Genomic DNA, 12911 nt, shown 5'->3' with positions numbered 1-12911 from the left:
AAGCCGAATTCTCCTAACGTCGCAGCAACCTTTTTCGCGACGGGGGAGTTTTCGAGCCATGAAGTCAGTGCTACGCCGCCTTGCCCTTGCCGCCGCGTGTTTGATCGGTGCGGGCTCCCTCTATGCCTTGGCGCAAGGCGGCGGCGACCTCGTGGTGTTCGACTGGTCGGGCTATGAAGATCCGCTGCTGCACCCCGCTTACGCTACCAAATACGGCGCCGAGCCGACCTTCGCTTTCTTTGGCGACGAGGACGAAGCCTTCGAGAAGATGCGGGCAGGCTTCAAGGCCGATATCGCCCACCCCTGTTCGCAAAGCGTGGTCAAGTGGCGCGAGGCCGGCATGCTGCAGCCGCTCGACACCTCCAGGATCGCCGGCTGGAAGGACCTCAATCCCGGCATCATGGCGATGAAGGATCTCGCCACCACCGCCGACGGCAAGGCCTGGTTCATGCCGTTCGACTGGGGCAACACCTCGCTGCTCTTTCGCACCGACAAGGTGACTGCTGAACAGGCGCAATCGCTCAGGATTTTTGCCGATCCCAAGTTCAAAGGCCGCGTCACCATCGGTGACAATGTCGACGACGCCTATGCGCTGGCGAGCCTCGTCATCGGCCTCAAGGACTGGACCAAGATGACCGACGCACAGTTCCAGGAGGCATCCGCCTTCTTGCGCGATGTGCACAAGAACATTCGCTTCTACTGGACCGATGACACCGATCTCAACCAGGCCTTTATCGGCAATGAAGTCGATCTGGTCTGGGGCTGGAACGAGACCTTCGTGACGCTCAAGCGCCAAGGCATGCCGATCGCCATGAACCGCGACACCAAGGAAGGCATTTCGACCTGGGTGTGCGGCTATGTGCTGATGAAGGATGCGCCGGGCAAGCTCGACGAAGCCTATGATTTCTTGAACTCCGTCAATGCACCCGCCGTGTCGGACTATTTGGTCAAGACCTTCGGCTACGGCCATGGCAATGGCGCAGGCATGGCTGCCATCGACCACACGGTGCTGGTCGACCGCGGCTTCGACAATCTCGACAAATTCCTCGACAAGACGTTGTTCCAGCAGCCGGTGCCACCGGCGCTCAAGCAGCGCATGGTTGCCGAGTTCGAGAAGATCAAGGCCGGCTATTGACGAGCGAACCGGAAAGAACCGACGTCGTCATAGTCGGTGCCGGCTTCACCGGCCTGTCGGCGGCGCTCGAGCTGAAGGCAGCCGGCATCGACTTCCTGCTGCTCGAGGCGCGCGACCGCGTCGGCGGACGCGTAGAAGCCAGACAGAATGGGCTTGGCGAGCGCATCGACAGCGGCGGCCAGTTCCTGTGCGAGGACATGCCGGAGGTGATGGCCCTGGTCGAGGCGCGCGGCATGACGCTGGTCGAGACTTATCTCGATGGCGACTTCGTCGCCCAACCGGCGATGTCCACTCGGGAGGCGGAACGAACATATGTCGGTTCGATGGCGATCCGCGACCGGATGAATACGATCGCGCCGGATGATCCGGCGATTGCCGGCTTGACCGTCGCCATATGGCTCGATAGCCAGAATGATCCTGACGACGCCAAGGCGGTGTTCCGCTCGATGATCGAAGGCCTTTGGTGTCAGGCTCTGGAAAAGCTGCCGTTGTGGCACTTGATCGACAATGACCGGCGCATCACCAATGAGGTGACGGAGCTGCAGTATTTCGTGCGCGAAACCATGCATTCGCTGGCCGACGACCTGGCCCGCGATCTCGGCGATCGGCTGCGGTTGAGCACAGCGGTCACGGCGATCGAACATGGGCCGGGAAGGGTTCGTCTTGCATCGGCGGCGGGTATCATCGAGGCACGGATGGTGTTGATCGCCGTGCCACCGACGATGGCCGCGAAACTGGATTTTGCGCCGCCGTTGCCGGCTGGCCTGCAAAGGGCTCTGGCCGTCTGGCAAAGCGGGGCGGTGATCAAGGTGCTGGTGCGCTTTCCCACCGCCATCTGGCGCGACCACGGCCTGAGCGGCATGGTGATGTGGCGCGACCTGCCGGGGCTTTTTGCCTGTGATGTCAGCAAGGACGACGATCACGCGGCGCTGGTCGTCTTCGTCGGCGGGCCGCTCGCCTTGCGCTGGCGCGAACTCGGCGATGCGGCACTGCGCGCCGAAATAGCGAAAAGACTGGTGGAGGCCTTGGGGCCCGAAGCGGCCGGCATCCTCGATCTCAGCTACCGCGACTGGACCGATGACCGCTGGAGCGGCGGCGCCTACAGCGATCTCATCATCGATGCGACGGCAACCGACGCCGAGCGCACGCTTCTCACCGGTGCTGCGCCGGTGCATTTCGCCAGTTCGGAACTGTCGCCGTCATTTCCAGGCTATGTCGAGGGCGCCATCGTTGCCGGGCGCATCGCGGCGCGTAAAATCGTGACCGAACTTCAATCGGCCACCGCCACCAGAGCCTCGGGATCGTAGGCAAGGCGGATCGGGGTGCCGACCGGAATGTCGTCGGCGCCGAAATCGTTGGTCTCGGTCACCGACAGCGGCTTTTCCAAGCCTGGGATCTCGACGATCAGATGGGTGATCTCGCCGAAATAGTGGCGTTCGACCACTTTGCCGGCGACCTCGAACTTCGCCGTCGCGTTGTCCCACAGCACGCGCAGGCGTTCCGGCCTGATGCCGAGCGTGGCTGCGCCACCATTGCGCACGAAGGCCTTGGGCTTGTCGGTCTTGACGCGGCCGAAGCCCAGCGTGTCGACAACCAGCGAAGCGCTATTCTCCTCGACGATCTCAGCCTTGACGAAGTTCATGCCGCCGAGGAAGTCGGCGACCTGGCGATTGACCGGCCGCTGGTAGATTTCCTTGGGCGAGGCGACCTGCGCGATTTTTCCACCGAACATCACGGCGATGCGGTCGGACATGGCGAGCGCCTCATACTGGTCGTGGGTGACCAGCACGAAGGTGATGCCGACAGCCTGCTGCAGGCGGCGCAGCTCGACCTGCATCTGCTCGCGCAGTTTCTTGTCGAGCGCCGACAGCGGTTCGTCGAGCAGCAGCACCTTGGGCCGCATGACCAGCGCACGGGCGAGCGCCACGCGCTGGCGCTGGCCACCGGAAAGTTCGGTTGCCAGGCGCTTGCCGAGGCCGGTCAGCGATACCTGCGCCAGCGCTTCCTCGACGCGGCGTTTCTCCTCGCCGCCCTGCAGCTTGAGCCGTTTCAGCCCATAGGCAACGTTCTGCTCGACATTGAGATGCGGGAAGATCGCATAGCTCTGGAAGACCATATTGGTCGGCCGGCGATTGGCCGGGATGCCTTCCATCGGCTGGCCGCCGACCGAGATCGAGCCGCTGGTCGGATTGTCGAAGCCGGCGATCATGCGCAGCAGCGTGGTCTTGCCGCAGCCGGACGGACCGAGCAGCGAGAAGAATTCGCCCTCTTTGATGGTCAAGGAGGCGTCGTCGAGCGCCTTGAACGCGCCATAGCTGCGGGTGACGTTGCGGATCTCGATCATTGGCCTATCGGACTGGGAACGCTCGACTTGCGGCTGCTCAGGCATAGAGGCCTCCCTCGTTCTGGGTGCGTCTGGCGGCGCGGCGACGCAGGATTTCGGCAATTGTCATCAGCAGGAAGGAGGCAACCAGCAACAGCGTGCCCAGCGCCAGCACGCCGGGCAATTTCGCCGCGAAACGCAACTGGCCCCAGATGTAGATCGGCAGTGTCGCCTCTGTGCCGGTGAGGAAGAAGGCGATGATGAACTCATCCAGCGAAATGGTGAAGCAGACCAGCAGGCTGGAGATAATGGCCGGCGCCACCATCGGCAGCGTCACCCGCCGGAACGTGCCGAAGGCGCTTTCGCCGAGATCGGCGGAGGCTTCCTCCAGGCTGCGGTCGAAGCCCTCGAAGCCGGAGGTCAGCACCGTCATCGAATAAGGGATGCAGACCAGGACATGGCCAAGCACGACCGTGAACAGCGACAGGCTCAAGCCGAGCTGCAGCATCACCAGCAGCATCGAGATGGCGACGATGACTTCGGGCAGAACCAGCGGCGCCATGATCAGGCCGTTGATGGTGCGGCGGCCGGGATAGCGGTAGCGGGTGATCGAACGGGCGGCGAGGATGCCAAGCACGGTGGAGAGGATCGCGGCCGACACGCCGACGATCAGGCTGTTCCAGGCGGCGTCGAGCAAAGCCGGGGTGCGGGGCAGGTCCTCGTACCAATGCAAGGTGAAGCCGGAGAGCGGGAACTTCGGTGTCGCCGCCGTGTTGATCGAGAAGATCGGCAGGAAGATGACCGGCAGGTAGAGAAACACGACGTAGAGGAACGCGTAGGCCGGCAGCCAGCCGCCTGACAGGAAACGCCGCACCGCCCTCATCGTGCCAGCCTCTGCAGTGCGCGGATGATGAGCACAGTGGCGCCCGCCATCAGCGTCACGATCAGCATGGTGGTGACGGACAGGGCCGCGCCCAGCGGCCAGTTCGAGGCCTTGCCGAACTGCGCCTGGATGGCATTGGCGATCATGACGCCGTCCTTGCCACCGACCAGCTTCGGCGTGACATAGTCGCCGACGGTCGGGATCATGACGATCAAGGCTGCAGAAATCACGCCTGGCGCCGACAGCGGCAAGGTCACGCGCAAGAATGAGCGCAGTGGACCGTCGCCGAGATCGGTGGCTGCTTCGACCAGCGTTCGGTCGACCTTTTCCAGCGAGACAAAGATCGGCAGGATTGCGAAGGCCGCCCAGGCATGGGTGAGCGTGATGATGACGGCGCTTGAGTTGTAGAGCAGGGCGGTAGACGGTTCGTCGATGATACCGAGACCCATCAAGCCGGAATTCAGGACGCCGTTGTAGCCGAGGATGACCTTCCACGACATGACGCGCAGGAGATAGCTGGTCCAGAACGGGATGGTGATGAGGAATAGCCACAGGCTCTTGTGGCGACCGCCGTGGAACGAAATGAAGTAGGCGATCGGGTAAGCCAGAATGACGGTGAACAGGCTGACCGTCAGCGAGATGTAGAGAGAGCGCCACAACAGATCGCGGTAGATCGGCTCGGTCAGCGCGATGCGGTAGTTTTCCAGCGTGAAAGTGCGGTCGATGGTCAGGTAGTTCTGCGTCCAGAAGGAGTGCGCAATGACCACCAGGATCGGCAGGACAAGAAGGATGAGCGCGTAGAGAAAGGTTGGGCTGATAAGAGCAAGCCCCTGTACGGGTTCGGATTGCAGAAGGGCATTTCGTCTGGCCCGCGTCATGCGCCACGGGGGCGACCCTTCCGCCGCCGCCGTCATTGCAGGGCTCCGGGTGTGATCTCGGTTGCTGGCCTGGACTGTCCCGCCATACGGCATCCCATTGTGCTGGCGCCGGCGCCTGTTCCCAATTTTGTTTTGGCTTGCCGGCTTTCTTTGATCATGCGCGCATCGGCGGATTGAAATCAAGCGCTATTTCTGTAATATTGATTGAACGGACATTCAAAATGAGGTGAAGAAAGCCGCCATTTCCGGCATTTGACGCTGAATTTCATGCCCGAGAAAAATTGGACGAGATGATGTGGAGGCTATTGTGGCTGCTGTGAGAGATTTGAGGGCGAGCGATACGGCTGATGTCGGCGATGACGATGCCGTCGAACTGGCCAAGCGCCATCTCATCCAGCCCTGGCCTTATGCCGGTTCGGTCGGTGCCGAAGCGCGCACGCTGATCGGCGAAGGCGACGGCATCTACATCACCGACAGCACCGGCAAGCGGCTGATCGACGGGCCTGCGGGCATGTGGTGCGTCAATGTCGGCCACCGCCGCGAGGAACTCGCCAGGGTGATGTACGACCAGGCGATGGCGCTGTCCTACAACACGCCGTGGTACACGATGAACACGCCGTCGGCGGAACTTGCCAAGCGCATCGCCGGCCATGCGCCAGGCGATCTCAGCCACGTCTTCTGCACCACCGGCGGCTCTTCGGCCGTCGAGACGGCGCTGCGCTTCATGCAGTTCTACAACAATGTGCGCGGCCGGCCGGAAAAGAAGCTGATCCTGAGCCGGGGCGGCGCCTATCACGGCTCGACCTATCTGTCGGCCTCGCTCAATGGCCGACCGCGCGACCACGACTGGATGGACGGCGCCGACGAGCTGGTGATCAAGCTGTCTTCGCCCGATCCGTTCCGCCGCCCGCACGGGATGAGCCTTGCCGCTTTCACCGATTTCCTGGTCGATCAGTTCCGCGACACGGTCGCCCGAGTCGGCGCTGAGAAGATCGGCGCCTTCGTCGGCGAGCCGGTGCAGGCGTCCGGCGGCGTCATCGTGCCGCCCGACGGCTACCTCAAGCGCATCCGCGAGATCTGCCGCGACAACGACATCCTTTATGTCTCCGACGAGGTGGTGACTGCCTTCGGCCGGCTTGGCCATGTCTTTGCCTCGGGCGACATGTTCGGCATCGATCCCGACATGATCACCTTCGCCAAGGGCGTCACCTCGGGCTATTTCCCGCTCGGCGGTGTCATCATCTCGGAGCGGCTGCTGGAAGAATTGCGCCGGTCGAATCATCCCGACGCGATCTTCGGCCACGGCTTGACTTATACCAGCCATCCCATCGGCTGCGCCGTGGCGCTGAAAAACCTCGATCTGCTGGAGGAGGGCGTGCTTGCCCATACACAGGACGTCGCGCCCTATTTCCAGGCGCAGCTGAAGACACTGGAAGAGCTGCCGCTGGTCGGCGAGGTGCGTGGCCTGGGGCTGATGGGCTGCGTCGAATGCGTGGCCGACCGCGAAAGCAAGGACCCGCTGCAGCTCGACAAGAATGTCGGCAAGCGCATCGATGCCCATTGCCATGAACTCGGCCTGCTGGTCCGTCCGCTGATCAACATGTGCGTGATGTCGCCGCCGCTGGTCATCACGTGTGAGCAGATCGACGACATGGTCGGCATCTTGCGCGAGGGCATTTCGCGCACGATGGACGATCTGACGAAAGAAGGCGTGTGGCGGGGGTGAATTCTCCCTTCTCCCCGTAGCATGGAGAGGGCCTCTGATCGCCGTCTGCCCTTAAGACCGCGACCTGAGCGCGTCGTTCAGATTCCACATGTCCTTCTCCTCGGGCGCGGTTTCCAGGCCCAGCACAGGCAGCATCTTGCGCAGGTGATCGTGATGGGTGCGCACGCCATATTCGAGGTCGGAGAGATAAAAGCCCTCGAAGGCCTCGGACTGCATGGATTCGTTCGACCATACCGAAAGCTGGACGTCCTCCGACATGGTGTCGCGATCGATGCGGAAGGAGAGGTAGCGGGCGGCGGCCTGCTCGCGGCTCTCGTCGCGGTAGCGGTAGATGGCGCCGCGCAGCAGGGTTTGCCCGGTTGACAGCGGGAACTCCTCATAGAACTGCACCGATTCCGGCATCACCGAAATGACCGTATTGGGGAAGATGCCGTAATAGACCCAGGCCTTCTTTAGATAGTCGGGCAGATGCGTCGGCTCGGGCGCGATCTTGACATAGTTCTTGACGCTCCAGCGGCGGCCGGCATGCGGGTTGTAGGTGGCGAAGGAGCGTGACACGCCGTTGATGAACGGCTCATCGAAATAGGTGGCGCCATAGAGATCCTGAAGTGCTGGATGCGCCATGGCGACGTGATAGCCCTCATTGTCGACATCGCGCACCGACTTCCAGTTGACCGGCGTCTTCTGGGTCCAGATGCCCCAGGAGGGCACCATATCGGCGGCGTTGTAATGCGCGAATTCGGGCTCGATCGGCTTCATCAGCTCGGCGACCGAAGGCTGCGGCCCGCCATTGCGGAAGCGGATGAAGATGAAACCCATCCAGACTTCCAGGTCGAGCGGCATCAAGCCGAATTCGGTCTTGTCGAGATCGGGGAAGGAGCGCGGGCGCGCGGCGCCGCGCAGCGTCCCGTCGAGATTGTAGACCCAGCCATGGAACGGGCACACCAGCGCGTTCTTGCAATTGCCCTGGCTGTCGGCGACGACGCGGCTGCCACGGTGGCGGCACATGTTGTTGAAGCCGCGCACGACGCCATCCTTGCCGCGCACGATCAAGGCGCGTTCGCCGACCACGTCCATGGTCAGGTAGTCGCCGGCATTCGGGATGTCCGAGACATGACCGACGATCTGCCAGTGGTTGCGGAAGACGTGCTCCTTCTCGAGTTCGAGAAGGGCATCGGAATGGTAACTCCAGCCCGGTAGTCCCCGCCGGTCCCAATCGTTGGGGATCGCCACGTCGCGGAGGTGCGGGTTCATAAAACGTCTCTTCTTTTTATTGAATACTCATTCAATAAAATCATATTTTTCATTGAAATGCAATGGCTTGTGAAAATCGGAAGGTTTCCGGAATGGAATTCCGATGCCGTCTGGAGCCAGAATCCGCGCGGCTGTCGGCCCGGAAAATCCCGGAGAATCCGCGTGTTAGTCACGTTTTCAGGGACACTGTCCCGGCACGACTTTGCGAGGCGGACGGAGCGGCGGACAAAGCACCTTGCAGGGGCCGGAACGGGCCTGCCGGTCGTCCGTTTGGGCCGCGCTGCGGCGGCGCTTGGCCAGAGCAATCAGGGCCGGAATCGGGCGAAGACTCATTTTTCGAGAGGATGTGCGAAACGCTGTGACCGGTTTTGCCCGATTCTGCCCGAAATACTGTTTCAGGGCGGTTACATTGTCAGACTTGCGCCACCCTAGCCCGGTTACACAGTGCGGCTAAGTTCGTTTCATCACCAAAAAGAAACTCAGCGAAGGGAACGGCGATGTATGCGAAAATCAACACGACCCGTGGCGAGCACCTCCTCCAGGCTCCAGAGCGCGATGACCGCCGTCCGAAACTGGCGCTGCGCCAGCAGGCCAGCGACCATCCCATGGCGATGTTCATTCTGCTGGCTGCTTGCGCCTTCGTCGGCATGGCGTTCGCACCGACAGTCGGGCCGGCCTTCGCTTCGTTGAATCCGCCAGCCAACCTTGTCGACGGCGCGCAGACGACGACCAGGACCGCGCGTCTTCCGATGCCGACGATCGACTTCGCCTGCAAGGGGCAGGCCTGGGGCGCCGAGAGCATGGATTGCCTGCGCGCCATCGCCGAGCAGTCAGGTGCGCACAAGATCCGCGCGATCCGCATGATCGCCAATGCTGCGCCGCTGACCAGCACGCCGAACGTTTTCTGATCTTTGTCAAAGCCTGATCCTGAAACCGGTTCCCTCTTTGGGATCAGCTCTGACCTCCCCCGAGCGCTCCCTCCAGCGCGCTCTTCTTCGGCCCCCTGCCACGAGCCCGGCTGGGGGCCTCTTTTTATCCTTTCAATGCCGCCTGTTCGGCAATGGCGGACAGCACGCTGCGTACATCCAAAGTGCTGAACGGCTTTTCCAGGATCTGCGGCCGCTGCTGCGCCGGCAAGGCCTCGATTTCGGCTTTCGCGCCGATCAGGTCGCCGGTGACCAGCACGAAACGCTGCGCCAGGTCGGGCCTTTCGACAAGCAGCTCGCGATAGATCGATATGCCACTGATACCGGGCATTCGCAGGTCCGAAAAGACGATATCGGGCGGCATGTGGCCGCCCAAGGTGACGGTGCCTGATTCCCAGACAGGTGCAATCCGCGACTTGATGCCCATCAATTCGAGGATGTCGGAGAGCGAGCCGGCGACATCCGGCTCGTCGTCGATGATCAAGGCATGACGCAAGCCGCTCGAGCGCGGCTGGTTCTCGCCGGCGCTGGCGGCGCCGGCCGCAATGGCCGGCAGCTGGACCACGAAGCGTGCTCCCCTCGGTACAACTTCCTCGAACCAGACATTGCCATTGTGCCGCTCGATGATCGATTTCGAGATCGACAGGCCGATGCCGGTGCCGACGCCGACCGGCTTGGTGGTAAAATAGGATTCGAAGATGCGGCCGCGGATCGCTTCCGGCACGCCGGGCCCATTGTCCTCGACCGAGAAGCCGGGGTTGCCCCGGTCGCCGCGGAACGTCCGCACCTTGATCAGCCGGTCGCCGGCAATGCCGGCCAATGCATGCTGGCTGTTGATGAGGAAGTTGGCCGCCACCTGCGTCACGTGGTCGGCGTCGGCCATGGCCAGCAGCGGGCCGGCGGCGAAATCGGTGTCGATGATGATGCCGCTCGACCGCGCGCCATAGGCGGTCACCTCGAGGGCCGCGCGGATCACCTGGTTGAGATCGGTCTCGGCTTGGGCGGCGGGGTGAAGGCGGACCATCGACAGGAAGCTCTTGACGATGCGGCCGCAACGCTCGGCGGCGGCACGCACTTTCTCGGCGCGCACCTTGGTCTGCGGATCGGAGGCGAATTCGTGCAGCAGCGTCGATTGCGCCACCACCACGGCCAGCGGGTTGTTGAGTTCGTGAGAGACGCCGGCCAGCAACGAACCCATCGCCGCCATCTTCTCGTTCTGGTGTAGCTTCTCGCGCTGGCGACCGATCTCCTCCTCGGCGCGTAGCCTGTCGCGCAAATCGCGGATCGAACCGAAGATCAGGCGGCGATCGGCGACCCGCATCTCGGTCGCCGTCAACTCGATCGGAAACACCTCGCCGGCCGCATTCTGCGTCACCGTCTCTAGCCGCTGGCCAACCATAGGCGCGCCGCGGCCGGACATATAGTCGGCGCCCGAAGAATAGCCCTTGCGGTAGTATTCGGGCACGACGGTGTCGAGCAGGTCCTTGCCGAGGATGTCGCTGCGCTGGAAGCCGAACATCTTTTCGGCGGCCGGGTTGAATTCGATGATCGATCCGGCCTCGTCGATGACGATGATGGCGTCGAGCGAGGCCTGCAGCATGGTGCGGCGAATGACCTCGCTGGCATGGGCGTCGGAGGGCGATCGTTCGATGGCGTCGCCAATGGCGAGCGCGATAATGTGCAGCGTCGCCTCCTCCTCGTCGGTCCAGTCGCGCTCGTCGACGCAGTCATTGACCGCCAGCGTGCCCCACAGATGGCCATGCGCGAAGACCGACACCGACAGGAACGACTTGATGTTCTGCTTTTCGAAGTCGGTTCTCAGGAAGCCTTCGAGATCGCGCGTGTGACCGGCGAAGATCTTGCCTTGCCGTTCATCCTCGGCCACCCGCTCCAGCAGCGGATCCGAATTGACGACCGACTGCATGATGACGGTTGGCGATGCCAGTTCTCCGCCGAAGTCGGGGTCGATCCAGTAGGCGGCGACCGACTGGGCGAAGCCCTGGCCGGGCAGCTCGCGCAAGCGAAACAGGATGCCGCGCTGGCATTCTATGGCCCGGCAGAGCGTTTCCAGGATGCCCTCCATCTCGCGCTGCCAGTCGCCGGCCTCGCGCAGCCGGCGAACGACGCGCACGGCCGCCATCGCCGCGCCCTGCCTGAACCCTTGCATATCCGTGTTTGCTGTTTCAGCGGTCATCTTCTGCCGTCATTCCAGGGCCAGTTCGATCGGCGAGCGACGGCTGCGAGCCTGACCCCCCTTTGGGCTCGGGTGCTCAGTTGCCGTCGCCGGTCGGCAGTGAGAAGATATAGCCTTCGCCGCGCACCGTGCGCAGAAATTTCGGATTGGCCGGATCCGTCTCGATCTTCTTGCGCAGCCGCATGATGCGGATGTCGACCGCGCGCGACGAGTCCGGGTCTTCGGTGAAGCCGATCGCCTCGGAGATCGCGGCGCGGGTCAGCAGCCGGTTGGCGCGGGTCAGGAAAACCTCCAGCACGTCGAACTCGCTCTTGGCCATGTCGATCACCGAGCCATTGGCCCCGGTGACCAGCCTGCCGTCGAGATCGGCCTGGAAAGGGCCAAAGGCAACGGAACGGCGATCCGTCGCGGCCTTCTTGCTCTGAAGCTCCTGCGGCTGAGGAACCCGGCGCAGCACGCTACGGACCCTTGCCAGCACTTCGCGCAATTCGTAGGGCTTGACGATATAGTCGTCGGCGCCGAGTTCCAGCCCGACGATGCGGTCGAGCGCGGTGCCGGCGGCGGTCGCGTAGATGATACCGATCGGCAGCCGCGAACGCAGCCAGCGACCGAGCGAGAGGCCATCCTCGCCCGGCATGGCGATGTCGAGGATGGCGAGATGGAACGACTGCGTTTCAACAAGGCTGCGCGCGGCGGCCGCACTTTCAGCGGTGGCCACGTCATAGCCGGCGGCGCCGAGATATTCGGCGACCGCGTCCCTCAGGTCGGGCTCATCCTCGACGATGACAATTCTTGCCCGCACGATGCTCTCGCTCCCACTTTCAGTGGAAAGTAGATTGGGTATAAACATGATGTCCAGCACTCATATCTAGTTGCCAGGGAACGGTTGGAAAATATGGCCGCACGATCCGTCATTGCGCTCGTTTCGGTCGCCGAAGTGGTCGCGACCGAACTCGCCGACCATCTCGAGCGTCGTGGCCACGATGTGCATCAGGCGCGGCAGCCATGGGAGGCTGAGTCGCTGCTGTCGGGAAAGGGCATCGACGTCGTCGTCATCGGCGACAGCGTCAGCCAGGCGGAAGGGCGGGATCTGCTCAAGCGCCATGGTGGCGAGGGCGGACCGGATTTCATCCTGATCTGCCGGCCGGCAGATCTCGTCGACAAGGTGCTGGCGCTCGAGCTTGGTGCGGCCGACGTCGTCGAGAGCCCACTCAATGTCAGGGAACTCGCCGCCCGTGTCGGAGGCCTGCTTTCGCGACGCGGCAGGGGCACGCAGGAACTGATCGTGTTGGAGAACGCGACCGTCGATCTGAGATCGGCCATGGTCATGCATCGGTCCGGCACGGAAGAGCAGCTTTCGCCCGGTCAGGTGGCGCTGCTCAGGCTGTTCCTGGCCAGTCCGCGCAAGGTGCTGACGCGTGACGATATCATTGCCGCGGCACCTGCCGAAAACGCCGACGCCTTCGATCGCTCGATCGATTCGCGCATCGTGCGGCTGCGCCGCAAGCTCGACACCGACACCATCACCACCATTCGCGGCGCCGGCTATCGGTTCGATCCGCCGCAGCAATTCGTCGACTGACGGCTGGGCA

At 63.0% G+C, this 12911-nt stretch carries 11 protein-coding genes; 5 read left to right on the top strand and 6 right to left on the bottom strand.

Features of this window, described 5'->3' with window-relative positions; translation table 11 throughout:
• Positions 1-58: 58 nt before the first annotated feature.
• Together AC0ZT5_RS11125 and AC0ZT5_RS11120 are read left to right on the top strand one after the other, a co-directional pair.
• The gene (locus tag AC0ZT5_RS11125) at positions 59-1135 is read left to right on the top strand and encodes an extracellular solute-binding protein (RefSeq protein WP_488496494.1); all 1077 of its coding nucleotides are present in this window, start codon (positions 59-61) and stop codon (positions 1133-1135) included.
• Positions 1132-2442 carry a flavin monoamine oxidase family protein gene (locus AC0ZT5_RS11120; protein WP_488496493.1) on the top strand — a complete coding sequence of 437 codons (1311 nt, stop codon included), beginning with the start codon at positions 1132-1134 and terminating at the stop codon, positions 2440-2442. The genes AC0ZT5_RS11125 and AC0ZT5_RS11120 overlap by 4 nt, the downstream gene beginning before the upstream one ends.
• On the opposite strand, the gene AC0ZT5_RS11115 is transcribed toward AC0ZT5_RS11120, so the two are convergent.
• Genes AC0ZT5_RS11115 through AC0ZT5_RS11105 form a run of 3 tightly spaced genes read right to left on the bottom strand, consistent with a single transcriptional unit; the run spans position 2406 to position 5255 of the window.
• Complete coding sequence (locus AC0ZT5_RS11115; protein ID WP_488496687.1) at positions 2406-3479, bottom strand: ABC transporter ATP-binding protein; 1074 nt, start codon at positions 3477-3479, stop codon at positions 2406-2408. The two genes, AC0ZT5_RS11120 and AC0ZT5_RS11115, sit on opposite strands and share 37 nt — an antisense overlap.
• 37 nt (positions 3480-3516) lie before the next feature.
• Positions 3517-4341 carry an ABC transporter permease gene (locus AC0ZT5_RS11110; RefSeq protein WP_488496492.1) on the bottom strand — a complete coding sequence of 275 codons (825 nt, stop codon included), beginning with the start codon at positions 4339-4341 and terminating at the stop codon, positions 3517-3519.
• Positions 4338-5255: an ABC transporter permease gene (locus AC0ZT5_RS11105; RefSeq protein ID WP_095089267.1), complete on the bottom strand. Its 918-nt coding sequence runs from the start codon at positions 5253-5255 to the stop codon at positions 4338-4340. Before AC0ZT5_RS11105 ends, AC0ZT5_RS11110 begins: the two co-directional genes overlap by 4 nt.
• 271 nt (positions 5256-5526) lie before the next feature.
• On the opposite strand from AC0ZT5_RS11105, the gene AC0ZT5_RS11100 reads away from it, so the two are divergent.
• Entirely contained in the window at positions 5527-6945 is a 1419-nt protein-coding gene (locus AC0ZT5_RS11100) for an aminotransferase (protein WP_488496491.1), read from the top strand.
• 51 nt (positions 6946-6996) lie between these two features.
• On the opposite strand, the gene AC0ZT5_RS11095 is transcribed toward AC0ZT5_RS11100, so the two are convergent.
• On the bottom strand, positions 6997-8199 hold the full coding sequence (locus tag AC0ZT5_RS11095; RefSeq protein ID WP_488496490.1) for an aromatic ring-hydroxylating oxygenase subunit alpha: 1203 nt from the start codon (positions 8197-8199) through the stop codon (positions 6997-6999).
• A 497-nt stretch (positions 8200-8696) separates the two neighbouring features.
• Between AC0ZT5_RS11095 and AC0ZT5_RS11090 the strand changes: the two genes are divergently transcribed.
• A complete protein-coding gene (locus AC0ZT5_RS11090) occupies positions 8697-9107 on the top strand; it encodes a hypothetical protein (protein ID WP_477285160.1) in 411 nt (136 codons plus the stop codon).
• A gap of 124 nt (positions 9108-9231) precedes the next feature.
• Here AC0ZT5_RS11090 and AC0ZT5_RS11085 read toward each other — a convergent pair whose 3' ends face one another.
• Together AC0ZT5_RS11085 and AC0ZT5_RS11080 are read right to left on the bottom strand one after the other, a co-directional pair.
• Positions 9232-11319 carry a PAS domain S-box protein gene (locus tag AC0ZT5_RS11085; RefSeq protein ID WP_488496489.1) on the bottom strand — a complete coding sequence of 696 codons (2088 nt, stop codon included), beginning with the start codon at positions 11317-11319 and terminating at the stop codon, positions 9232-9234.
• A gap of 76 nt (positions 11320-11395) precedes the next feature.
• Positions 11396-12169 (bottom strand): response regulator, encoded by a 774-nt coding sequence (locus tag AC0ZT5_RS11080; protein WP_488496488.1) that lies wholly within the window; start codon positions 12167-12169, stop codon positions 11396-11398.
• Positions 12170-12214: 45 nt separating this feature from the next.
• Between AC0ZT5_RS11080 and AC0ZT5_RS11075 the strand changes: the two genes are divergently transcribed.
• Positions 12215-12901: a winged helix-turn-helix domain-containing protein gene (locus AC0ZT5_RS11075; protein ID WP_457151571.1), complete on the top strand. Its 687-nt coding sequence runs from the start codon at positions 12215-12217 to the stop codon at positions 12899-12901.
• Positions 12902-12911: the final 10 nt, after the last annotated feature.

The sequence above is a fragment of the Mesorhizobium sp. CNPSo 4670 genome, from assembly GCF_057784235.1.
This window is presented reverse-complemented; position numbering and strand designations above follow the sequence as displayed.

What these genes read in the sequence shown, in the direction of transcription:
- AC0ZT5_RS11125 (WP_488496494.1), top strand. Translation starts at nt 59, where the DNA reads ATGAAGTCAGTGCTACGCCGCCTTGCCCTTGCCGCCGCGTGTTTGATC.
- AC0ZT5_RS11115 (WP_488496687.1), bottom strand. Translation starts at nt 3,479, where the DNA reads ATGATCGAGATCCGCAACGTCACCCGCAGCTATGGCGCGTTCAAGGCG.
- AC0ZT5_RS11110 (WP_488496492.1), bottom strand. Translation starts at nt 4,341, where the DNA reads ATGAGGGCGGTGCGGCGTTTCCTGTCAGGCGGCTGGCTGCCGGCCTAC.
- AC0ZT5_RS11105 (WP_095089267.1), bottom strand. Translation starts at nt 5,255, where the DNA reads ATGACGGCGGCGGCGGAAGGGTCGCCCCCGTGGCGCATGACGCGGGCC.
- AC0ZT5_RS11095 (WP_488496490.1), bottom strand. Translation starts at nt 8,199, where the DNA reads ATGAACCCGCACCTCCGCGACGTGGCGATCCCCAACGATTGGGACCGG.
- AC0ZT5_RS11090 (WP_477285160.1), top strand. Translation starts at nt 8,697, where the DNA reads ATGTATGCGAAAATCAACACGACCCGTGGCGAGCACCTCCTCCAGGCT.
- AC0ZT5_RS11085 (WP_488496489.1), bottom strand. Translation starts at nt 11,319, where the DNA reads ATGACCGCTGAAACAGCAAACACGGATATGCAAGGGTTCAGGCAGGGC.
- AC0ZT5_RS11080 (WP_488496488.1), bottom strand. Translation starts at nt 12,169, where the DNA reads ATGTTTATACCCAATCTACTTTCCACTGAAAGTGGGAGCGAGAGCATC.
- AC0ZT5_RS11075 (WP_457151571.1), top strand. Translation starts at nt 12,215, where the DNA reads ATGGCCGCACGATCCGTCATTGCGCTCGTTTCGGTCGCCGAAGTGGTC.